General features: G+C 37.8%; 17 protein-coding genes. 8 read left to right on the forward strand and 9 right to left on the reverse strand.

Going from position 1 to position 23,943, the window contains the following annotated elements; genetic code table 11:
- Positions 1-149: 149 nt before the first annotated feature.
- The gene (locus BMY50_RS16355) at positions 150-1,277 is read left to right on the forward strand and encodes a sensor histidine kinase (RefSeq protein ID WP_093326465.1); all 1,128 of its coding nucleotides are present in this window, start codon (positions 150-152) and stop codon (positions 1,275-1,277) included.
- Here BMY50_RS16355 and BMY50_RS16360 read toward each other — a convergent pair.
- From BMY50_RS16360 to BMY50_RS16375, 4 genes are all read right to left on the reverse strand, one after another.
- The gene (locus BMY50_RS16360; RefSeq protein WP_093326466.1) at positions 1,213-4,032 is read right to left on the reverse strand and encodes a lantibiotic dehydratase; all 2,820 of its coding nucleotides are present in this window, start codon (positions 4,030-4,032) and stop codon (positions 1,213-1,215) included. The genes BMY50_RS16355 and BMY50_RS16360 overlap by 65 nt on opposite strands.
- Before the next feature lie 415 nt (positions 4,033-4,447).
- A complete protein-coding gene (locus BMY50_RS28790; protein WP_093326467.1) occupies positions 4,448-5,674 on the reverse strand; it encodes a DUF4097 family beta strand repeat-containing protein in 1,227 nt (408 codons plus the stop codon).
- Positions 5,661-6,206 carry a hypothetical protein gene (locus tag BMY50_RS16370; RefSeq protein ID WP_093326468.1) on the reverse strand — a complete coding sequence of 182 codons (546 nt, stop codon included), beginning with the start codon at positions 6,204-6,206 and terminating at the stop codon, positions 5,661-5,663. Before BMY50_RS16370 ends, BMY50_RS28790 begins: the two co-directional genes overlap by 14 nt.
- Before the next feature lie 75 nt (positions 6,207-6,281).
- The gene (locus tag BMY50_RS16375) at positions 6,282-6,821 is read right to left on the reverse strand and encodes an RNA polymerase sigma factor (RefSeq protein ID WP_093326469.1); all 540 of its coding nucleotides are present in this window, start codon (positions 6,819-6,821) and stop codon (positions 6,282-6,284) included.
- Between the two features lie 160 nt (positions 6,822-6,981).
- On the opposite strand from BMY50_RS16375, the gene BMY50_RS16380 reads away from it, so the two are divergent.
- The 4 genes from BMY50_RS16380 (at position 6,982) to BMY50_RS16395 (ending at position 12,757) form a co-directional block, all read left to right on the forward strand.
- Entirely contained in the window at positions 6,982-8,169 is a 1,188-nt protein-coding gene (locus tag BMY50_RS16380; protein ID WP_093326470.1) for a class I SAM-dependent rRNA methyltransferase, read from the forward strand.
- Between the two features lie 59 nt (positions 8,170-8,228).
- Complete coding sequence (locus BMY50_RS16385; protein ID WP_093326471.1) at positions 8,229-9,686, forward strand: M28 family metallopeptidase; 1,458 nt, start codon at positions 8,229-8,231, stop codon at positions 9,684-9,686.
- Between the two features lie 64 nt (positions 9,687-9,750).
- Positions 9,751-10,404 carry a tRNA (guanosine(46)-N7)-methyltransferase TrmB gene (gene trmB / locus BMY50_RS16390; RefSeq protein ID WP_093326472.1) on the forward strand — a complete coding sequence of 218 codons (654 nt, stop codon included), beginning with the start codon at positions 9,751-9,753 and terminating at the stop codon, positions 10,402-10,404.
- Between the two features lie 88 nt (positions 10,405-10,492).
- Complete coding sequence (locus BMY50_RS16395) at positions 10,493-12,757, forward strand: beta-N-acetylhexosaminidase (RefSeq protein ID WP_093326473.1); 2,265 nt, start codon at positions 10,493-10,495, stop codon at positions 12,755-12,757.
- A gap of 120 nt (positions 12,758-12,877) precedes the next feature.
- On the opposite strand, the gene BMY50_RS16400 is transcribed toward BMY50_RS16395, so the two are convergent.
- The gene (locus BMY50_RS16400; RefSeq protein ID WP_093326474.1) at positions 12,878-15,787 is read right to left on the reverse strand and encodes a DEAD/DEAH box helicase; all 2,910 of its coding nucleotides are present in this window, start codon (positions 15,785-15,787) and stop codon (positions 12,878-12,880) included.
- 294 nt (positions 15,788-16,081) lie between these two features.
- Here BMY50_RS16400 and BMY50_RS16405 point away from each other — a divergent pair, with 294 nt between their 5' ends.
- On the forward strand, positions 16,082-17,221 hold the full coding sequence (locus tag BMY50_RS16405) for a dipeptidase (RefSeq protein WP_093326475.1): 1,140 nt from the start codon (positions 16,082-16,084) through the stop codon (positions 17,219-17,221).
- Between the two features lie 17 nt (positions 17,222-17,238).
- On the opposite strand, the gene BMY50_RS16410 is transcribed toward BMY50_RS16405, so the two are convergent.
- The 4 genes from BMY50_RS16410 to BMY50_RS16425 all read right to left on the reverse strand — a co-directional run bounded on the left by BMY50_RS16410 (position 17,239) and on the right by BMY50_RS16425 (position 21,751).
- Positions 17,239-18,300: a hypothetical protein gene (locus tag BMY50_RS16410; protein WP_093326476.1), complete on the reverse strand. Its 1,062-nt coding sequence runs from the start codon at positions 18,298-18,300 to the stop codon at positions 17,239-17,241.
- Between the two features lie 79 nt (positions 18,301-18,379).
- Complete coding sequence (locus BMY50_RS16415; RefSeq protein ID WP_093326477.1) at positions 18,380-19,105, reverse strand: YebC/PmpR family DNA-binding transcriptional regulator; 726 nt, start codon at positions 19,103-19,105, stop codon at positions 18,380-18,382.
- Between the two features lie 12 nt (positions 19,106-19,117).
- Positions 19,118-20,071, reverse strand: a complete 954-nt coding sequence (locus BMY50_RS16420) for an NAD-dependent epimerase/dehydratase family protein (RefSeq protein ID WP_093326478.1) — start codon at positions 20,069-20,071, stop codon at positions 19,118-19,120.
- A 57-nt stretch (positions 20,072-20,128) separates the two neighbouring features.
- Positions 20,129-21,751 carry a lamin tail domain-containing protein gene (locus tag BMY50_RS16425; protein WP_093326479.1) on the reverse strand — a complete coding sequence of 541 codons (1,623 nt, stop codon included), beginning with the start codon at positions 21,749-21,751 and terminating at the stop codon, positions 20,129-20,131.
- Positions 21,752-22,001: 250 nt separating this feature from the next.
- Here BMY50_RS16425 and BMY50_RS16430 point away from each other — a divergent pair, with 250 nt between their 5' ends.
- Both BMY50_RS16430 and BMY50_RS16435 read left to right on the forward strand, forming a co-directional pair.
- Positions 22,002-22,991, forward strand: coding sequence for an aspartate-semialdehyde dehydrogenase (locus tag BMY50_RS16430; RefSeq protein ID WP_093326480.1), 990 nt, complete (start codon positions 22,002-22,004; stop codon positions 22,989-22,991).
- A 136-nt stretch (positions 22,992-23,127) separates the two neighbouring features.
- Complete coding sequence (locus BMY50_RS16435) at positions 23,128-23,940, forward strand: endonuclease/exonuclease/phosphatase family protein (protein WP_093326481.1); 813 nt, start codon at positions 23,128-23,130, stop codon at positions 23,938-23,940.
- Positions 23,941-23,943 lie beyond the last annotated feature (3 nt).

A 23,943-nucleotide genomic window follows, 5' to 3' on the forward strand; every position in this document is an offset into this window, starting at 1 on the left:
CCTATTGAAAAGAAAAACTGTTTCTTTTTTAATTTTGATGTTTCCCATGGTTTTTCGTTTAAAGTTCATAGTTATTAAAATCAAAATCAACATTTTTACACGAAAATAGTCGTAGCTTACACGAAAGAGAAAAGATAGAGAAAATTGTGATGAATACTTTATATAAAAGACGAGTCAATTTGAGGTCTCATTTGGTAACGTGGTCCACTTTTATTCTTTATGAAACAGTCATTCTAGGCTTGTTTATGGGGCACTTTCTTTATATTGGTGATTATGTCATTCATTATGCACACAATATTGCCTTATTTTATTTTCATGCTCATGTTGTTTTATATATCACACTAAGAAGGAAATTCATTCCGGTTTGGACAATGCCCTTTGTAGTGGTTTTAGAAATAGTTCTATATTTATTGATTTTATATATTATCGATTCAATAGCTGCGAAGTTTCCGTTGGTGTTTGGAATGGGAGAAGTGGTAATAGACAGACCGTATCTCCTTAAGTATATTTGGAGAGCTTTGTATTTTATTGGATTTTCTACTGGGTATTATTTCCTCATTACTTTTCTGAAAGAAAAGGAGCGTGCGACAACCCTTGAAAAACAACAGTTAAATCAAATTATTGAACAACAAAAAATTGAAAAGGAACTGACGAAAGCGCAAAATGCTTATTTGCGAGCCCAAATAAACCCACATTTTCTTTTTAATACGTTAAACTTTATATACAATAAGACGCGGAAAACAGCTCCTGTGGCGGCGGACGCCATACTTACATTGTCCGCCATGATGCGCTACGCAGTGGAAACAAGTGAAGAAAAGGGACACATATTTATTGGAGAAGAAATTGAGCAAGTGCATAATTTAATTCATTTACATAAGCTACGTCAAAATGAACAGATTTATTTTGAGGTACAAGTACAGCAGGGTGTTCAAAAGCTGGGCATAATTCCTTTGGTTTTGATTACCTTAGCAGAAAATATCTTTAAACATGGCAATTTATCATTAAAGGGTCATCCCGCTCTTATTAGGATTTACATTACAGAGAACATTCTACATATAGAAACCGATAATCTAATTAATAGTATTCATAATACATCTGGTTTAAGTAAAGGACTTGAAAATATAGAAAAGAGATTACATAGTACTTATTTGGATGCGGCAAATTTTCTTTATATGACAGCAGCTCATAATCATTTCAAAACCCATGTTATGATTAAATTGGAAGCTTTGAGTGTTTTTGCTTTGCCTGCAGGTGCTTCTGGAGATACTGATAGATGATTAATTCATGTATGCGTTGATTTGCAATAAACACTCGGTTAATATGCATATGTGTGATATCGATCAGTAGATTTATACGTTGAGTTCGCTCAATTTTGTTAAGTAATTTGATGGCTTGTGCTACTGTCACGAGATGACTTCTTTCGAATACTTTTGTGGTTTTTATATTGTTATTAATCTGAAAATGTTTATATACTTCGTTGATTTTTTTAAAACCCAGCATATCAATGTGCATTTCTTTAACAAACTTGTCCGCGATATTTTTAGCGTAAGCCAATTGATCTTGAGCAGTTAAGCTCAACTGACTAAGAACATCTTTTAAAAATTGAATTGTAATAAAATATAAGACGGATTCTTCATGTTTTAAATTGAGTAAATTTATTGCACGTCTACTATCGAAACTAAAGTACCATTCTATTTGTTCAATATAGTCGATACCATATCGCTCTATTTCTCGAATATAAGGTTTGATTTGCACGTCGCTAATTATCCCAGTTTTTATGTCTTTATTCAGATGATCATAAAACACTTTAATTAGTTCAGATAGATTCCCATTATCTCTAATCTTAAGACGTAAGCGAATATGAAAAGACGGGATATTGTAACGGATAAAAAACCAACTTGCTATCTGCTGATTATTTTTTTTCAGAAAATCAGGAAGGACTTTTGTTAAGAAATCATTTGCACGTGAAGAATGCATGTAAATTTCGAAATAGAGCCATTTTCCCCCAGGCACTTGTAAAGATTTAGGATGAAAGCTTAATTCTATTCGATCTGTAGGCAGAGGTGAATAATTTGATTCTAAGTGGGCAATATTTAATATAAATTCTGGGAGATATACTTGTTGCAGCTCATTTTTAAGAATCGCCTCGTCCTTTATAAATACTTCTGTGATATAAAGGTGTTCTTTTTTTTTACAGTATTGTAAGAAATGAACTAAATCTTCGTCAGTGTTAGAGTTGATATAAAGGTGCTGATCTGCATCTCCACATTTAAAATAATTGGGTATCTTTTGGTCTTGCAGCCATATTTTTAAAGAAACTAATTGTTCTTCTTGCAGAAGATGAGGTTTACGGAACTTCTGCGGAACTTTCCACATCGAGGGAGAAAATATAATGTTCTTATAAACTAATCGAGGATAATAATCCAGATTTGGAAATATACTTCGAGCCTCAAGACTTAGGTTCGTTTGCAGATCCTGATTTTGTAGATCAGATAAAAATCGATACAAGGATAAATCCGATCGAGTATAATTATAAGCACTGGCTAAACGCGGGATAATTCGTTTGTTGTGTTTTTTTGATCTCAAAAAGACGTTATTCTGTCGCACGCTCACTAATAAATCGTTGAAAGAAAGATGTTTATTGTCAACATAGCTGAGAATGGCTAATTTATGGTCATAAATGCTCTTTCTCCTATTGACATTATCTATATTTTTTTCTGCTTGATAACTTATATCAACAAAAAGGACTTCTGGATTTGCGTCCTGTTCAAGCATAACAATGTTCTTGCAGTATGTCTCTATTGCATCATTTGCTAAGGTAAATCTGCCAAGCAGTGCACTGGCTGTACAACCACCTGCATGTTTTAAGATAATCTGTTTGCCATCGAATTGTATTATTGCACTAAAGGTATTGGGAATTTTTATATTTTTAAGTTTTGTCTTTGCTTCTATACTAAATTCTTCGAGCTTTACCTCGTTGTTTTGAACCATTTTATTCAAAATGAATTGATGCAAGGGTGTATAGCTAATTTCGGGATGAGCGTCTTTTAATTGATCTCGCTCTTTTAAAAAGCTAATTACAGGATTGACTATTGGAGCCATCTCCAAACCGTCGTAGCCAACACCGAGTTCAGGGTCTAGGGCTACCAATAAAGGAACTTCCCGATATTCAAACTTTCTTTGAAATTGCTGCTTAAAATTCTCTAAAGAGTGGTTTTTACGAATAGGTAAATGATCTTTCAGAAACGAAATGGCTTCGGATATTACTTTTAGTGTTTTAGGATCTATTTGCCCTTTTACCAGTTTTCTCTCCGCAATTAAATAGGGCTTAGAATCTGTATCAGGTTTGACTTTCATCCGTTCGAAATAATCTGTTCCGATGATATTAGGGTGAATGTCAGTAATCATCAACTGTAATGCAATTAATTGCTTCAAGAGATCTTCCGTAACGGCTAATTGAAGTTTAAGGCCATTTGTCAAATAATCTAAAACTGCATCCTTTGACTGTTGCTCTTGGCAAAAGTCCAACACACTTTTAATGATGGGCTGACTTTCTATCCCAGAAATTTCAAAGGTACCTTCTGTTATACTGATATAACGAAGCTGATCGCCACAGGTGTATATGGTAGAATTACTTAGGAAAAGAGAAGCTTGAGCGAATAGATTATCTATGTCACTTAATAGATAATCTTTATTTGACCAGTCTGTAAATTCGTGTCTTTTTATCTCTTTTGAAATAATCAGTCGATTGTCATCTCCATCTAGACCAAGTGGAACAGGTGTTATGGAACCAAAAAGTCCAAAAGGAGTCGATCGATAACGCGCTCGGTTAAAATATTTCCAGCAGGCAAACTTTATTTTGGGGTTCAGTTTATCGTAATCTGCATAGGAAGTATCTTTAATTTGCTCATATAGATCGGTAGATGAAAGTTTAATTGCTTCTTTGAGTTCCTCCCAAACGTTTTCAAGTTTTTCAGTATATGGGAATAAAGGGGTTCGGCAAATAACGGGAGAAAGTATCTTTAGCTTCATAAGAAATCATCTTTAATATCTGAGACTTGTCGACGTCAAAAGAAATCTTACAACACATTTTAAAGAATTTTGCATCCAGCGGAGGTTCGTTTGACTAACGATTAACATTAGACGCCCATTGTTACAAATGGTTACACAATTTTGTTTATTAGTTAATTAACAGTGTTAGTATGATGATGTTATAAATCATAACAGGTTGAAATACTATTTGTTTGCGGAATAGAGCTGAGTTGAAATCGAAACATCTAAATCTCTCCACCCCATTTCATTTTGGTCGAGACGACATTATTTTTTGATACTATCTTAGTCGTAGTTGGTTCATATTTTTATTGAAGAAAAGGAGAATAGATAAAGTGAAAAGACACAGGCTAGGAAGCAATGTCCAGTTTCCTAGCCTGTGTCTTTTTATCAAGTTCTATTGAAACTTAATCGAGCCATACTTCGAATCAATGTTGATATGACTATTGGTGTTTTTTCCGTAATAACCGGTATAGGTCTTATGCAGTTTGGGGCCACGGCTATCGGGGTCTGGATCTTCTTTGGTTACGGTGGAACTTCCAGGATTAAATCCACCATAGCTAACATTCACCGTATAGGAGAAAGTAGCACTGGGATCAATTCTGATACTACTAGCCGAATAGGCGGCATCTAAATTTAGCCTGTTTATATTCTTGTCTAAACCAATATTAAAGCCCCCGGAATATTTTATGGAGATATCACCTGAAGTTATTAGATTCGTTATTTTGCTTCCACCACAATATCCTACATTCAATTTAACATTATTGGCCTCTCCAAGGTCCATACTTCCATACTTGAAGTCTAGGGTAGCATCTTTAACGGCGGCTATTTTGGCTGATCCATAACTCGAATTGATGGAGATGGTATTGCCAAGTAGTTTGCCGGCTGTTAAGCTACCATATCCTACATTGATATCTACATTGCCTTTTAAGTCCGGCAAGATGACGGCTCCATATTTATTGTCTACATTAAGATCATTACTTTGGGGCAAATAGATTTGATAATTGATTTGCACACCCCTATTATTACTGCTGATCACCTTATTCCACCAACTTGACTGTCCCTTATCGATTTGAGTGGTGAGGGAGATGTTGCTGGGCGACTTGCTTTCCTCGATGGATACGCTATTAATAATTTCATCTGCTTTACTTCCTGAAGCTTCTATCGCTCTGATGGTGATGTCTACCTTGATTTCATTTTTAGTCCAAGTTTTAACATCCACTGTTCCATATCTGTTATTGATACTTAAAGGTGTATTTTTTGATATGATATAGACTTTATGTATGGTTTTGGATTTCTCTACACCGTTGGCGTCTGCTTCTAGTTCTCCTGGCACCACCTGCACATCAACATTTTCCCAATCCATACCCTGAAACTTTTCGGCAATTTTGACTGCTTGTTTTTCAGAAATTTTTGCGATTTTTTCTGCTTTGATTCTTATTTTCTCTGTGTCAAGATCTTTTACCTTATTGGCAATGCCTTCACCGAGCTGCTCTGCATGTGCTGCAAGCTTTTCAATACTGTTTTCGAATGATGATGTTAAGTTCTTGTCTTGACCAAATACTGTATTGATAGTAATAGCCAAGAAACATATTAGACTTAACCTTATTTTATATATGTTCATATGGAGTCTTTTTTTCTTGTTCACGGACATAATTTAAAACTTCTAACTGTTGGTTAAGCACTTGAATTTGCATCTGCAGATTGCTGATCATGGCTTCTAACGTCAGTTCCTTATTTGGACTTTGCGAATATTCAATTTTTAACTGTTTGTAATTCACTTGCATTTTATTGATAACGTCAGAGAATTCTTGATATAGTTGTGGATCGTTTGCCGCCATCGCTGTTAACGCTTCCTTCTTCTCGTCAATTTGAGAGGCGTATTCCAGTTGCCTTTGCGCTAAAACCGGATCTACTCTGCTATAATCTTGTTTGTTGTTTTCGCGTGTTTTGTATAATAGAATACCCGCGGTGCAAATCAACACGAGCATGGCTGCTATGGAAAGAAAGGTTCTAATAGCCAGTTTTTTTTGTCTCTTTTTGTTTTCTTGTTCTTCGTCGAATGAAGCTTCAATATTATCCCATATGCCACTTGGTGGTAAGGCATCATCAAACGATTTTCTGTTTTCTGAAATAAATTTTTCTATATTTCCCATTCTTTCCCCTATTTATTTATCAACAACTTAATATCTAAATTTCAAGTTCTTATTTTTTTCTTGCTACCGTAAGAGCTAATTAGCCAGTATTTCCAGTAATTTGCGTTTTGCTCTTAAGAACTGACTTCGTGAGGTGTTTTCGCTTATTTTCAATATGTGCGCTATTTCTTCATGGTCGTAACCTTCTAATAGATAAAGCGATAACACTACTCTATATCCGTCAGCAAGTTGATTGATTGCTTCTTTTACCTGTTCTACTTTGAAGTTCGTGGCATTGTCTTCGTAAACTTCTTCCTCGGGGATGTTGTCCGCATTATCGATCGGTTCAATCTCAAATTTTCGCTTTCGAATGACCGACAAGGATTTGTTTACTACAATCTGTTTCATCCAAAGCCCAAATGTACTTTCTTGCCTAAAGCTGTCTAACCTTTTAAAAGCGTCTATGAAGGCCTCTTGTAATACGTCTGCTGCTTCGTCAGCATCTGCGACAATACGCAATGCCGTGTTATACATTGCTTTTGAATAAAGCTTGTATAATTTAAATTGCGCTTGTCGATTACCTTTCCTGCAGTCGGCAATCAGTTGATCATTCGGATCGCTATAAGTGACTTCCAAAGTTTTTATCGTTTCTTGATTAATAGACGCAACCGTTTTTTACATGTTGCATAAAGGGTGAAGTTTTTTCAATATTTAGTTACTTTTGCGAAACAAAGATGTGTTTTTTAATAAGTCTTCAATGAAAAGCACGCATGCATCTCCGTAAGCTAATAAAAGAATGGTCGAAATTATATTAAATAAAGGGAAAGATAAAGCTGCTTGGCAATTACATCCATGGGTTTTTTCAGGGGCTATTGGCCGTATTGAAGGAAAACCTCAAAACGGTGAAATGGTCAAGGTTTTTAATGATCGAAAAGAATTTATAGCCTACGGTTATTACAATGGTGAGTCGCGGGTAGCGATACGATTATTAGAGTGGGATCCTGCCAACCAAGTGGATGAAGGCTGGTGGCGTAGAAGAATCCAAAAAGCAATAGAGCTGCGAAATAACATTTTTGAGAATGGCCAAACCACTACAGCGCGCTTAATATTTAGTGAGGCGGATTTTTTACCAGGGCTCATTGTTGATCGTTTTGGAGATTTTATTTCTGTACAGATATTAACTACCGGTATTGAAAATATTAAACCGATTATAGTAGATGAACTGAACAAATTACTTAAACCTAAAGGAATCTACCAACGCCAAGATGCCTCGGCCAGAGCCCACGAAGGATTGGCGGTAAGCGCTGGTGTGTTGCTTGGGGAACACCCCCCAGCTTTTGTAGAAGTATTGGAGAATGGTGTGCACTACCATGTAAATATTGCAGAGGGGCAAAAATCAGGGTTTTATTGCGATCAACGGGAAAATCGTTTATACCTAACTAAATATGTGAGGGGAAAGCGCGTACTGGATTGCTTTTGCTATTCTGGTGGTTTCAGCTTAAATGCGCTTATGAAGGGAGCTGCTCATGTTGAAAGTGTTGACAGTTCTGCTCTTGCCATTGAAACACTCAAAAGTAACATAGTGCTTAATCAGCTAGCTGAAACGAGCTACACGGCAGTTCAAAGCGACGTTAATAAACAATTGAAGAAGTATTGGGAAGACGGGCGTAAGTTTGACATCGTTGTGCTCGATCCTCCAAAATATGCTCCTTCAAGAAGTAGCCTTGATAAAGCGGCAAGGGCTTATAAAGAGTTGAATAGATTAGGCCTTTCATTATTGGAAAGTGGCGGCTTGTTGGCAAGCTTTTCTTGCTCTGGCGCAATGGATATTGCTACTTTTAAGCAGGTGCTGGCTTGGGCAGCGCTGGATGCGGGGAAGGAAATTCAATTTATATATCAGTTTAACCAACCGGATGATCACCCCATTAGAGCGTCTTTTCCCGAAGGAGAATACCTAAAGGGGCTGCTGTGTAGAGTGGTATAAGGAGAAGGTGACAGGTTTATAGCTATTTGATTCTTCACACAGATGCTTATCTTTGGTTTATGAATAAATTACTACTCTCAGGGACGCTTCTCTTTTTTTTCTTTACAAGCACTGCACAAATAAAGCCCAAATGGGACAAGGTCTTTAAAGATATTAATGAGGATGTACTTGCTCATTCACAAGCATATGCTAATCTGCAAGAGGCGACCAATAAAATTGGACACCGATTAACGGGTTCGGCAAATGGGGCTAAAGCGGAACAATTTGCTTTCGACCTCCTAAGCTCGTATGGCTTGGAAAATGTTTCATTTCAACCCTTTAAAGCGGAAAGCTGGAATAGGGAAAGTCTTGATCTGACAATACAATCTGAAGCCGGCGCTAAGCCAGTAAAAGCGGTATCACTAGCGCACGCCCCAGAAAAGGCGAATTTAACTGCCGCATTGGTGGATATGGGAAGTGGGGTAGAAGCTGATTATTTAGCAGCTCCCATCAAGGCTAAGAACAAAATTGTTATTGCTTACTTAGGTGTGTTGCCTGACGCGAAGGAAGGGACCAAAAATCTTCATCGATCGGAAAAAACTGCATTGGCAATAAAATACGGTGCAAAGGGCATCATTCTTTATAATACCGTACCGGGTGGTGTGTTGCTCACGGGAACAGCTTCGGTAACGGGTAAATTGATTGATATTCCGGCTATTTGTATTGGATTGGAGGACGGTTTGGCGTTAAAAGATCTTGTGGCAAAAAACACGAAGGCGACAGCAACGATCAGGATGACTAACAAGGCCGAGCAGATTACCGCTCGCAATGTAATTGCACAGATTAAGGGGGTGCAAAAACCAGATGAAAAAATTGTTATTGGCGGCCATTTAGATAGTTGGGACCTCGCTACCGGGGCCATTGATAACGGTATCGGGGCTTTTGCAATAATTGATATGGCGCGGACATTGAAAAAGCTGAATATCCGGCCGGAAAGAACCATTGAGTTTGTGCTGTTTATGGGGGAAGAGGAGGGCTTATTGGGGTCTAAAGCGTATGTAGAGCAGGCAATAGCAGATAAAAGCATCGGGAATATTAAGTATATGCTTAATTATGATATGACAAATGATCCTAAAAGTTTCCATGCAAGTTTGGAAACCAGTAGAGAACTATTTGAAGGTATCGGAAGTAGAGTTAAATTATTAGATACGACATTCAAGAATAATTTTCAAGCAAAAGCGGGCTTACATAGCGACCATCAACCGTTTATGTTATATGGCATTCCTACAGGAGGAGGGGGCGATGGGCACTTAAGTAAAGATGTGCTGAATTGCTATCATGCCGATTGTGATAACTTCAATTTGGTGGATGAGGTGGGCTTGAAGAATACCATTCGCTTTAACGCGATGCTGGCTTTTGGTCTTGCCGATGCACCGGAAATTAAAGCAAAAAAATTATCGGATCAAGAGGTTAAGAAACTAATGATGGATAATAATTTGGAAGAGCCACTCAGAATTTCAGGAGATTGGAGATGGTAATATGCATTGCTACCCATTATATTCAGTAAGCGGGTAGCTAAAAAATTATTATTTTTGCCGCCAAATGGGAAAAGATAAATTAAGAAAGTTTGCTGAGGTGGCAACTTTTAATAATGTTTTGCAGCTGGATGAGGGAAAAGTGATGAAAGGTAAATGGGCGGAAAAGCATTTTGGAAATAATAAACCAATTGTATTAGAGCTTGCCTGTGGAAAAGGTGAATATACAGTGAATCTCGCTAAATACTTTCCGGAAAGAAATTTCATTGGCATTGATTATAAAGGTAACCGCATCTGGAGAGGCGCAAAAACGGCTTTGGAAGAGGGAATCGACAATGTTGCCTTTTTGAGAATACAGATAGAAACGTTATTAGACTATTTTGCTGCTGGAGAGGTGGATGAAATATGGATTACTTTTCCAGATCCGCAACCGCAGATTAGTAGAGAGAAGAAACGACTCACTTCGGATAAGTTCTTGGAAAGCTATAAGTCTGTCCTTAAACCAGGTGGATGCGTGAATCTCAAAACCGATAACGATGGTTTACATGCTTATACTTGTGAAAAATTGCAGGAACTAAAGTTGCTCACACATGCTAAAACAGAAGATCTCTACCATTCAAATTTGATAGATGATGTATTGTCTATTAAGACTTACTATGAGAAAAAATACCTTGCTCATAACAAGAACATCAATTATCTAAAGTTTTCATTTACAGCTTAATTTGATGTATCGGCTTGTTCCTTTTTATGTGATTGCAATTAAAGGGCAATTTGTATAAGTTTGCAGAGTCAGATCGTATAACAAGCATATGGAAAAGAAGAAATCCTTTACCGTGCTATCATTGTGTCTATTGTTTTGTTTTTCTACAATAACTTCTTTCGCGCAGGATAGCCTATCTATTATTCCCAAACCCTCTTATATTCAAGAAAGAAGTGGTTATTTTAGGTATCCACTATTAGCGGAGGTATACGCAAGTCAAGAAATTGTGGACTGGGCTGATCTACTTCGCGAGCATCCGAACTTACATTTCGAAATGGTCCATAAGTTGAAATCGAGGAAAAAATTGCCTGAGCAAGGTGTTTTTTTATTTAAGGCTGATGAGGAGGATAAGCTTCCTGCTAATGCTTATCGTTTGGAGGTAGATTCGAACAAAATAGTTATTACCGTACATCAACAGGAAGCGCTTATTTATGCAATAGCAACGTTGACGCAGATAGCATATACACAAAAGGATAGCGAAATAGTTCCTGCAGTTTTAATAGAAGATGCGCCTCATTTTAATTACAGAGGCCTGATGCTAGATGTATCTAGGCACTTTTATCCCTTATCTTTTTTAAAAAAGTATATCGATTTAATGGCTTTGTATAAGTTAAATACGTTTCATTGGCATCTTACGGATGGTGCAGGGTGGCGATTGGAGATAAAGAAATACCCTGAGCTTACAGAAAAGGCAGCTTGGCGTAGCCATTCGAAATGGAAAGATTGGTGGACCAAAGGAAAGCGATATAGCGAGATGGGGCAAGCAAATGCGGCAGGAGGCTTTTATACACAAGAGGAAGCAAGAGAACTTGTTGCATATGCTGCAAAAAAGGGAATCACTGTTATCCCTGAGATAGAAATGCCGGGACATAGTGAAGAGGTACTTGCACAATATCCGCACCTTTCATGTTCGGGAATTCCCTATAAAAATTCAGAATTCTGCATAGGCAATGAAGATACGTTCAATTTTTTAACGGGTGTATTGACAGAAGTTGTCGAAATATTTCCTTCGACCTATATCCATATTGGTGGAGACGAAGCAGATAAGACTGCTTGGAAAAGTTGTGAGAAATGTCAGAAAGTGATTAAAGATAATAATCTTGGCGACGAGAATGGTCTACAGAGTTATGCGATAAAGCGTATGGAAACCTTTCTGAAAGATAAAGGTCGTAGGTTAATGGGTTGGGATGAAATATTGGAAGGAGGGCTGCCTCCGGAAGCTACTGTTATGAGTTGGCGTGGTGAGCAAGGCGGAATTGATGCGGCAAATGCAGGGCACGATGTGGTTATGACGCCGGGTGGCTTTATGTATTTCGATTCTTATCAGACAAATCCTATAGGACAGCCAGAAGCGATGGGTGGGCTGCTGCCCCTGAATAAGGTTTATTCGTATAATCCTTTGCCTAAAGAGATAACGGAAGATAAACAAAAACATATACTTGGGATACAGGCAAACGTATGGACCGAATACATGCCACACCAAGAGCAGGTAGAATATATGGTCTTTCCGAGGGCCTTGGCGCTTGCTGAGGTGGGCTGGTCGGCCCCAGATAAAAAAAACTGGACTGATTTTGAGAAAAGACTTCAAAAACATTACTTGTTAATGCAGCGTCTTCATCTACATTATTATCAACCTGCTTATAATGTGGATATTTCTGGTAAGTATGATCTTAAAACTAAGTTCAATACGGTTACTATTACCTCTGAACAATATAAACCCGAGATACGATATACAACGGATGGTAGTGAACCGACGGATAGTTCTACCTTGTACGTAGAACCGTTTTCTCTCGTTAACACAACTACCGTTAAAGCTGCTCTATTTAAAGACAGCATTCGCTATGGAGATATAGGGGAATTTACTGCAGATATTCATAAAGGTATAGGCAAAAAAATTATTTATAATAATAAATGGAACGACCGATACCCGGCTAAATCGGATACAAGTTTATTAAATGGTCAACATGGAGGATTGAGCTATGGTGATGGAGAATGGCAGGGATTTCTAGGTGATTTTGACGTGACCTTGGATTTTGAAAGACGAGAGGAGCTCCATCATATAAAATTACGTTTTATGCAAATATCCGGTCCAGGAGTATATATACCTGGAAATGTAAAGTTATTGGCTTCTGACGATGGAAAGCACTTTCGGGAAATGCAAAAAATTGAAAATGATGTGCCTACTACAGACGCTTCCTTGCGCTTTAAAACCTTTGAATTTGATCTCCAAGGAAGACTCGCCAGGTACATACGCATTGTAGGCGAAAATAGGATGAAAGGATTTTTGTTTACCGATGAGATTGTGGTATATTAATAGCTGATGTAAAGTATCAAGATGTAAGTATCAAAGACTCAGGTATCAAGATCCAAATGATATCGGCGGATTGATTGGTTTGATGTTCTTACTTACATCTTATTTGGCTGAATGGTTGATTTAAGTCAGCAGCTCTTTAATATCGTCAGCGCTTAATGATTTCACAAAACTTTCCTCGGTAGTAATGAGCTGATCGGCAATAATTTTTTTCCGCTGTTGAAGTGCTAAAATTTTCTCCTCAACAGAATCTTTTGTGATAAACTTATAAATGAAAACATTTTTTGTTTGTCCAATGCGATGTGATCGATCAATAGCTTGCTGTTCAACAGCGGGATTCCACCAAGGGTCGAGAATAAATACGTAGTCGGCTTCTATCAGATTGAGGCCTACTCCCCCGGCTTTTATGGATATCAAGAATAGCTTTATATCTCCATTATTCCTAAACCCGTTCACTACTTCTTCTCTGTTTCTGGTAGCACCATCAAGGTAAGCATATGGAATTTTTTTCTTATGGAAGTAGTTGCGATAGATATCCAATTGTTTTACAAACTGAGAAAAAATCAGCACTTTATGTCCACGTGATAAAACGTTGTCTAACGTATGTATGACATTTTCAAATTTGCCAGAGTCCCCAGTATAATGATCATCGATCATAAGGGGGTGATTAGCCAATTGTCTAAGCTTACTTAATCCTTGTAAAATCTGTATCTGTGATTTTTTAAGCAAGTCATCCAAAGATTGTTCTAGCAAAACATTGCGGTATTCTGATTTTATTTTTTCATAATATTCTGCCTGTTCATCACTCATCTTACAGAACAAAACCTGCTCCGATTTCGGAGGAAGTTCTTTAGCGACCTGATCTTTCGTTCTTCTGAGTACAAACGGTTTTATAAATGCTTGCAGTTTACGCGCCTTCTCCTCGTCTTTCTTCTTTTCTATAGGAACCACAAATTCTGCTTGAAAGTGCGTGTGGCTACCTAATAGACCAGGGTTTAAAAAAGACATCTGCGACCATAAATCGGCAACTGTATTTTCTACTGGTGTACCACTTAAAGTTAAGCGGTGCTTACTTTTTAATTCACGAATAGCTTTAAAAGATTTTGAACTCGGGTTTTTAATGTTTTGACTTTCATCAAGTATAATGTAGTGAAAATAGAAGTTCCGTAATACTGTTTCATCTATCCGTGTGATTCCATAGGTAGTGATGACAATATCATATTGTCCGAATAGTTCTGGGCTTTTGGATCTATTGGTTCCGGTGTGGACAAGGATACGTAAGTCTGGTGCAAACTTTTCTGCTTCACTTTGCCAATTATAAATAAGTGAGGTAGGCATTATAATAAGAGAAGTGCTTTGCACACCTTTTTCGATATATTCTTCTCTTTCTTTTTGAAGAAGAGCCAATGTCTGAATAGTTTTCCCTAAGCCCATATCGTCGGCTAGACAACCACCGAAATGATAATTTTTCAAGAAATGGAACCAATTATAACCTGCTTTTTGGTAAGTTCTTAATTCTCCTTTAAAGTTTAATGGGGCACTAAAGTCTTCAATGCTTTCAAAGTTATCGAGACGCTGCAGCTTACGACTCATGGTTAGCTCTTTTAAATCACTTTCAGTAAGATCATTAATAAGGCCAATATGATGTTTTTGAAGCTGAAGCTCATGCTTATTAGATGAAAAATAAAACAGGTTATTGAATTGTGCAAACCAGGCCTCTGGAATGACGGCAATTTCTCCTGAAGGTAAAATGAATTCTCTCTTTTGATGGAGTATATGATCTCGCAACTGAATAAAAGGAATTTCGAAGTCTCCAAAGCGGACGATGGCATGGACGTCAAACCAGTCATTCTGCTCTTTTATTTCTAAACTGATTTTTGTATTACCTAATAGATACTTTTTCTGTGCATCGGTTTTTTGTTCTATTTGATAACCCTTTTGTATTAGATAGTCATGATTTACATTGATCCAATTAATTAGTAAATGCGCATTATTTATTTCACTGCTTCCATTAGCTGATTTAATGCCTAGATTGTTAAACAATGGATCTGTTTTTTGCAGTCCTAAATTCACCAATTCTTGTAAATGTTGGTCTTCCCACTGTAGAGAACGTTTTACACGGTGAAAAGTGTAATGATCGTCAGACTCATCGTAATCCATTCTCACTGTTATTTTATGCTCACTCCCTGCGTCAAAAATATAAGGGCCATATTTAAATTGAAGTTGGGCAAAAGCATCGCCGCTAGGGTTGTGTATGAGTTTTAAGATGGGGAAGGCCTCATGCTGATAAGTTTTGATGTCAAAACCTTCGGCATATACATGATGTTTGGTTATAAGGGAACGAACAAAACGGTCAAAATAGTTATACTCAGTATTCCTGGGTATACTGATATAACGTTTGTTTAGAAATGGCGACAGCTTTTTCCCATCAAGTTCCTGATCAAAAAAGTACAAGGTATTTTCTAATAGAAGCCATGCCGGTTCATTGCTGATAATCTGTGCATTTTTATACATGAAATCTATGCGCATTCCCTGGAATTTTATTGTTGGGAAATAGCGGGTTTCTTCGGCATTTCTTCTAAAATGAAAAAGTATAGATGCTGGCTCACTTGCTATGGCTAGTTTCTCTTCAACAGGCCACCCCTCTTTGCTCATTAGGTAAAGAGGTTTGTCGGCTAAAAGGGATAAAATGTTGGATAACTTTTTGTCTATTTTGGGTCTGATATAGTCAAATAGTTTTTTATCGAATAATTTGCTAAAAAACTCTCGTGGCCGGATAAGTTTTTTATGCATCTTTTTGATCAATTCTGTTTGCTCCAGCTCATCCAAAAGCTTAATGATTTTTATATCATTTTCATTTAGTACAGATGCATACTCTTTTGCCGTATTACTAAAAATTCGTTGATAGGTAAGTGAAAATTCTCCATTGGGATTTAATTGCACAATATGCGGTTCAATTAAATAGCCAAGAAACTCGTGTTGACAGAGCGAATAAACTAAAGTATGTGGCTTTTGCGTATCTATCCTAAGCATCTATTACCGTTTAAAAAAGCTTTAAATATAAAGATTATTAGTGATATATTGCGAATTAATGAGTAAATGTATTTGAAATTCTGATAAGCTTGCAAGGGACAGATAAATAGGAGTAAGAGCTCATCTGTTAACTGATAAGTTGCCATTAAACCGCCAAAGGCAGCATGAATGCAATAAAAGGTGAACACAATATGAATAACAAATTATTCAAATGAAACCATCATGAGCAAACACTTACAGCAATAACGAACACTGCTCATGATAGCTTCATTGCCATTAAAACAAATTATTTGAATGAAAACTAAACTATTGATTTTTCTCTCGTTAGGCGTAGGCATGGCTTATGGACAGCAGGTAGATGATATTCATAAAAAGGCGATAGTTATAGATATGCATAATGATGTATTGTCAGAATCGGTCATGAAGGGGAAAGACATTACGAAATCAATCCATAAGGGACATACGGATCTACCGCGGTTGAAAAAAGGCGGGATAGATGTTCAGTTTTTTTCCGTTTGGTGTGATGGAAAAAAGAAAGCGCCATTTGCTTATGCAAATAAACAAATTGATGCATTAAATAGGATAATAAAAAAGGATTCGGGTATTGTCTTAGGGACTAATATGCGAGAAATTGAGAAAGGAATTGCTCAGGATAAGTTAGTGGCCATGATTGGGGTGGAAGGCGGACATATGATTGAGAATCGTTTAGACTATATCGACAGTTTACACAGGCGGGGTGTCAACTACTTAACTCTTACATGGAATAATAGTACTGACTGGGCCTCTTCTGCTGCGGATGAATCAAGGAAAAATTCAAAACAGCTTGGGTTGTCGGATTTTGGGAAGAAAGTAGTGGAAAGAATGAATAAGTTAGGAATGATGATCGATCTTTCCCATGTGGGTGAACAAACATTTTACGATGTGTTGGCTATCAGTACGAAACCGGTAGTGGTGAGCCATAGTGATGTATATCAAATTAATCCTCATTATCGCAACTTAAAAGACGAACAAATAAAAGCAATAGCAAAAAATGATGGGGTTATAGGGGTTAATTTTTATTCGGACTTTTTGGATCCCTCTTATAGGAGAAAAGTATCGCTACTATATGCAAAATATGTAAGTAAAATAGATACCATTAAACTTACTGTCGATAAAAAGTTCAATTTATTGCCGCAAAAAGCTAAAGAAGAGCTCAGACCTTCGCTTTCTTTGATCGTGGATCACATCAGCTACCTTGTGAAGCTAGCAGGAATCGATCATGTTGGTTTAGGGGCAGATTTTGATGGAATGGAATCAACACCTATTGGTTTGAATGATGTAGCCGATTATCCAAATCTTACCGAGGTCCTTATTAAGTGTGGCTATAATGAGGAAGATATTTATAAAATTTTAGGTGGAAATATACTAAGGGTGATAAAAGCGCAACAGGATTAGTAAATACAGGTGGATGCTTATTCGTCTTTTTTCTTCGGTTTAAATCGAGGTTTAAAACCTAAAGGTGCTTTTGTTTCCTCCATGCTTTTTACGTCGTCTGGTAAAGATTTTTCGTTCCCTTGTTCTTCTGTTTCAATGGAAGGTGTCTGCGGAGCTTTAACTGGAGCATCTTCGTTGTTGGAGGCTATTTGCTTTGTTAAACCAGCTTTGAAGCGAGGTTTGAAACCCATAGGTTTCTGGGAAACCTGATCTTTATCGCCTTCTTTTACTGTTGCGGCTGCATCTAATGGTGGGATATCGGTTTTAGATTGTTCCTTGGTAATCTCTTCCTGTGTTTTTTCCCCGTCGCTAGCTTTTCTATTGGTAATTCCTGCTTTGAAACGCGGCTTGAAGCCTAACGGTTTAGTTTCTTCCAGCGATTGGGCTGTTTCATCGTTGGGCCGATCGGCTTTTTCAGGGTGATGTTGTGCGCGCTCCGAAGGAATGGGTTGATCGATTTGCGGGGCATCAGCTGCCTTTGTGATGCCTGCTTTAAAACGAGGTTTGAAACCGCTAGGTTTATTTACGGAAGCAGATTCATTGGTCGGATTCTCAGCCTTATTGGAAGTGTCATCTTGTTCAACTTCTTTACCTGATGACGATTCAGTTCCTGCCGAGCTTGTTTGCCCGGCTTTGAATCGGGGTTTAAAACCAACAGGCTTCTGCGGAGTACCTTCCCGTTCGTTAGAAGATTTTTCCTCCTTTTCAGAAGTTTCTTTCTCATCCGATTCTTCCAATTTTACCGCTTTGAAGCGGGGCTTAAATCCGGTTGGCTTAGCTGCTTGTGGAGCATCTTCAACAGCAATTGTTTTTTGCTCTTCCGTAGAAGATGGACCGGGAAGGGGTTTTGATATACTTACTTCTTCCTTTAAATGAAAGCTTTTTCTTAAACGGTTAAACCAGAACTTTTTGGTATGATCAAAGCTTTTTTCACCCATTAATTCAAAATGACGCTTGAATTCATTATACAATAAAGGTTCAGCCTCCTGTAATTGAAGGAGATCTATCCGCTTTTTTATAAAAAAATCTTCGAAAGTCATTTTGTTAGTTGCCAGTTGTTAGTTGCTAGTTGTTAGCGATCTAAACGAAGAACTAACAACTAAGAACCAATAACCAATGTTAAACCATATTATGATATACTGCTTGTACATCATCGTCTTCTTCGATTTTATCTACCAACTTCATCACTTCGGCAGATGCTTCTTCCGAAACTTCTGTATTGGATAGATTTATACGTTCTAATTTTGCACTTTTTACGTCAATACCCTTTTCTTCAAGCAGTTTTTGCATGTTGCCAAAGTCCTCAAATGATGTTTGCACCACAACAACATCATTTCCCTCCTCATCTTCTTCAATGTACAGTTCTTCCAAGCCGCCATCAATAAGTTCTAACTCCAGCTCTTCCACATCCAATTCCTCACCGGCTGCAAAGCGGAAAATTGATTTACGCTGAAAAATGAAGTCTAACGAACCGGTTTTTCCTAGTGAACCACCCGCTTTTGCAAAGTAACTTCTTATATTGGCTACTGTTCTATTCGTATTATCTGTTGCAGTTTCAATAAGAATCGGTACACCATGTGGGCCGTATCCTTCATACACGTGTTCTTCATAGCCTTTAGAATCTTTTTCAGAGGCTCTTTTGATAGCGGCTTCAATTCGGTCTTTTGGCATGTTAACCGCCTTACCATTTTGAACGGCGGTACGTAAACGCGAATTCGATTCTAAATGCGGCCCACCTTCTTTTACTGCAATGGCAATTTCTTTGCCCAGTCGCGTAAATTGCACGGCCATTTTTGCCCACCTTTTGAATTTTCTTTCTTTTCTAAATTCAAATGCTCTTCCCATAAAATAGTATATTTAGGTAGTTTCTAAATTTTGTTTGAGATTGCTAAGCATCTCTTCTGTTAAATTTGCGAGATTAAAGTGTGGATTCCACCCCCAATCCTGTTGCGCATAATCATCATTAATGGATGATGGCCAACTATCGGCAATCGCTTGTCTCGGATCGTTTGGCAAATAAGATAAAGAGAACGATGGCAAATGTTTTTTTATCTCGGATGACAGCTGTTCTGGTGTAAAGCTGATGCCGGTGAGGTTATAACTGCTTCTTATCCGTAAATTGGTGGCAGGAGCTTCCATCAGCTCTAAAGTGCCCCTAATGGCGTCTTCCATATACAACATAGGAAGTTTGGTCTCGGCAGAAAGAAAACAGTCATATGAACCTTTGCTCAGGGCATCATGGAAGATGTGAATAGCATAATCTGTTGTACCTCCTCCGGGAGCGGTTTTCCAACTTATGAGTCCGGGATATCTGATGCTGCGTATATCTAAATTATATTTATTGAAGTAATACTCGCACCAGCGTTCACCGGCTTGTTTACTAAGTCCATAAACAGTATTCGGATCCATTATGCAATATTGGGGAGTATTTTCCTTGGGAGAATGAGGGCCGAAAACAGCTATTGAACTTGGCCAAAAAACTTTCGAAACATTGAATTCAACTGCTAGATCAAGTACATTTAACAAGCCAGTCATATTTAGATCCCAAGCCATTTTGGGATTTTGCTCTCCAACTGCCGAAAGCACTGCCGCTAACAAATATACTTGAGTGGGATGGTATTGCTCAAATATTGATCTTAGCAGCTCCTTATCCAATACGTTAATGAGTTCAAAAGGCCCTTGCGCTACTATTGAAGGTTCTCTAATATCGGATGTCACCACTCGTTCTACGCCATATTTTGATCGTAATGCCAAGGCAAGTTCAGTGCCAATTTGGCCATTAGACCCAATAATAATTATACTTTCTTCCATCGCCCACAAACTTAGATAAAATAGCGTTTATATGCAATTTGTAGTGCTGTATATAGACTAAAATTTAGCTGATAATACGCAACTTAAGCGATATCTCTTTACGCTATCGATTGCGTTGTATACTTCGAAATACACAATATATATTCCTAAAGGTAACGCTTGGCCTTGATCGTTCAGACCATCCCATAAAAGTTCTCCTTCTGTACTCAAGGAATGATTACGATATAAATGCCGTACAACCCTTCCTTGTTCATTGTAGATATAGGCATTTGCCATGATTCCACTTGTGTTGAAATGATAGTTTATATGTAAATAATCTTCAAAACCATCGTGATCAGGCGAAAATGTTTTTGAATTTAACCAGACATCGTTTTGATGAGGGGTGGAAGGTGCATATTGTGAGTTTTTATAACCTGGGGTAGCATAGCCCACCGTTGCGGCAGCAGAGGTAAAATTGCCCGGTGCATTGGTTTTTTCTTCAAAAGACCTTCTTTCTAACGAGACACCTTTAGGGTTTTTTATAAATGGATGGTGCATAGTCTCCTCGTAGTCTAGTCTATCTATGATTATTTTGTTGCTGATTAAGGCTATGATTCCATCTTTGTTATTCATTTGAGGCATGGAAGACATTTCAATAAAGGCATTTGAGTTCGGTGTATGATATGCTTGCTGTATCAGAGATGGATCTCTTGTTAATACGATATATTCTTTTGGAGAAATGGTAGTAAACTCGTTACTGATAATATGCGTTGAACGGATGCTATCTGGGGCTAAAATTCGTGCAAGCTGTAAGTCCTGCAGATCATATTCTTTATCTGAATTGTTATAGATTTCGACAAACGTCGCACTGCCTGTTTTTGGATTTGGAAGTATTTCATTGATCAAAATATCACCTGGTTGTGGAGTACGGGGTAGCGGACTTTCTCCATCTGTTGGATTTTTCTCCAGTGGTTTTATCATAAAGTAATGGATGCTGAATTTTTGTTGATTAGTAGCAGAATAGTTAATAAGGAATCCCGCGTAATGACTACTACGGTAGGTTCTATTATAAACGGCGCTATCCCCCTCGGATGATGTTAGCACAGTGAACTTACCGTTGTTGTCTTCATCGGTGTAAATTTTCCAGTAACCAAGTTTGTCATGTGTTATCCTGACCTTTGCTCTAAAAAACTCATCTTTATTTTCAAGAGGCCTACTCCGAAAAACGCTTCTTCTAATAGTACCACTCTGTTGCCATATTTGATAAGTATGTTGATTTTGCGAACCATCTATTTGTAAATGATAGCCGTTATGGTCGGTTAAGAGATGCTGTTTATCAGCGGTTAAAAATACTTTTATATTGTTCTGCACACTAAGGGCAGTTTCAACTTCAAGGCCGATTTCCCATAAGGTATTATCTATTTGAACATTGGGATGACTTAATGCGATAGGGCTTAGGTATGCTCCGGTTATCTGTAACCGTTGGTTTTTTATTTCAAACTTTTCTCGACTACCTTTCCATAAATGGGACAGCTGAGGGGCGCGAAAGAGTTCAATAACGGAAGCATTGGTGGTGTCATCGGGTAGAAGCTTTTTAAGTGTATCTTTTCTATTGTCCGTTAGTGCATTAGGTTTGACGGCATTCGCATCCTGAAAGAAAAAGAGCAAGGGTATCAATAGAAAATAGTGAACTTTTGTCATAGCAATTGGTTTGTTTGTTGATTTACTAGGGTGATAAAGGTTTATAGCTATTAGGTTTAACGGTGCTGTTTCCAAGATACCAAAAAGGAAATGATTTTTATAATAAGGAACACGCTAAAAGGAAGAATGAACAAAGTGAACGGGTTCTTTTTTATAGTTTTGTTATTTTTTCAAATTTTAGCGCTAAAATTTGTATGTTTGGCAGTTAAAAATAAAATTCAATAAAAAATTAAAATTTTAAAAGAGAACAATGAAAGTTGCAATTGTTGGCGCTACCGGCCTAGTGGGTTCGGAGATGTTAAAAGTTTTAGCAGAGCGCAATTTCCCAGTTACAGAATTAATTCCGGTAGCCTCAGAAAGAAGTAAGGGTAAGGAAATTGAATTCAAGGGAAAGAAGTACAAGGTGGTAACACCCAACGAAGCAATTGAGTTGAAACCTCAAGTAGCATTATTTTCTGCTGGTGGCAGTACTTCAACCGAGTATGCACCAAAATTTGCGGAAGCGGGTATTACAGTTATTGATAACTCTTCTGCTTGGAGGATGGACCCGACCAAGAAATTAGTAGTTCCAGAAGTAAATGCAGAGGTGCTTACAGTGGGCGACAAGATCATCGCTAATCCAAACTGTTCTACGATACAGATGGTAGTGGTGTTGAAACCCTTGCATGAAAAGTATAAGATAAAAAGGGTAGTAGTCTCTACATACCAATCCGTTACAGGAACGGGCGTAAAAGCTGTTCAGCAATTAAATGATGAACGTGCGGGAAAAGAGGGAGAAAAAGCTTATCCTTATCAAATAGACTTAAATGTCATTCCTCAAATAGATGTATTTCAAGAAAATGGATATACAAAAGAAGAGATGAAGATGATTAAGGAAACGAATAAAATCATGGGTGATGACAGCATTCGGGTAACGGCAACAACTGTTCGTATTCCTGTAATAGGTGGGCATTCGGAAGCTGTCAACATAGCGTTTGAGCAGGATTTTGATCTTCAGGAAGTGCGCGAATTGCTTGCAAATCAAAGCGGGGTGATTGTTGTAGACGATCCGACTAATTTGAAATACCCGATGCCGAAAGATGCCCATGGGAAAGATGAAGTATTTGTAGGACGTATTCGCAGAGATGAAAGCCAGGACAAAACACTAAACCTTTGGGTTGTAGCTGATAATCTTCGAAAAGGTGCTGCGACTAATGCCGTGCAGATTGCAGAATACCTTGTGAAAAAGCAGTTAATTTAGTTGATAATACATAAATATAAAAAGGGAAGGTGTCATTAACATCTTCCCTTTTTATATTTATGTATTATCTTAGGGCCTGTTTTGTATTGTAAAAGATTAAATTTAGCACATCCTTTTTGTAAAAATGAAATAGATTATGTTAAAACTGAAAAACCGTATCATAACTTCTTTTTTTCTTGTAGTTTTTATTTTTGGATTAACTGTAACAGTTACCCAAGCGAAAAAAAAGGGACTATTACTGAAAATTCTCACCTATAATATCCATCATGCTAATCCACCATCAAAACCTGAGTTTATAGATTTAAAAGCAATTGCGAAGGTGATTAATGAAAAGAAACCAGACTTAGTTGCCTTACAGGAAGTGGATGTTAATAATCGGCGATCAGGCTCAGAACTGGACCAGGCGAAAGAATTAGGGCGTTTAACCGGCATGCATCATTTTTTTGTGAAGGGAATAGATTATGAAGGAGGAGCCTACGGCATAGCCGTTCTCTCAAAGTTTCCTATCCTTAAAGTAGACAGCTTGCGTTTACCGATGGCGGAAGGAAGTGGTGGAGAACCCCGAGTGCTAGCTGTCGTGACGGTTGAGCCCGAAAAAGGCAAACCTGTTTCTTTTGCCTGTACGCACCTGGATTTGAAAGAACAGAATAGAATCCTTCAGTCTGCAGCAATTTCCGACAAGCTAAATCAATATAAACATCCAGTGATTTTATGTGGCGATTTTAACGCCAAGCCAGGATCTGATGTTATCGACTATTTTGATCAATATTTTTCAAGAACTAAGGTGGAAGGGGCTGCAGCATTTACTATCCCGGAGAAAAATCCAGATAGGGAAATTGATTTTGTGATGTATAAGCCTAAGACCGCTTTCAAACAGAAAAAACACCTGGTAATACAGGAGCCTTACGCGTCAGACCACTTGCCTGTATATGTGGAGTTAGCGCTTTAAATA

This window comes from Olivibacter domesticus (assembly GCF_900109575.1).
Classification (GTDB): domain Bacteria; phylum Bacteroidota; class Bacteroidia; order Sphingobacteriales; family Sphingobacteriaceae; genus Olivibacter; species Olivibacter domesticus.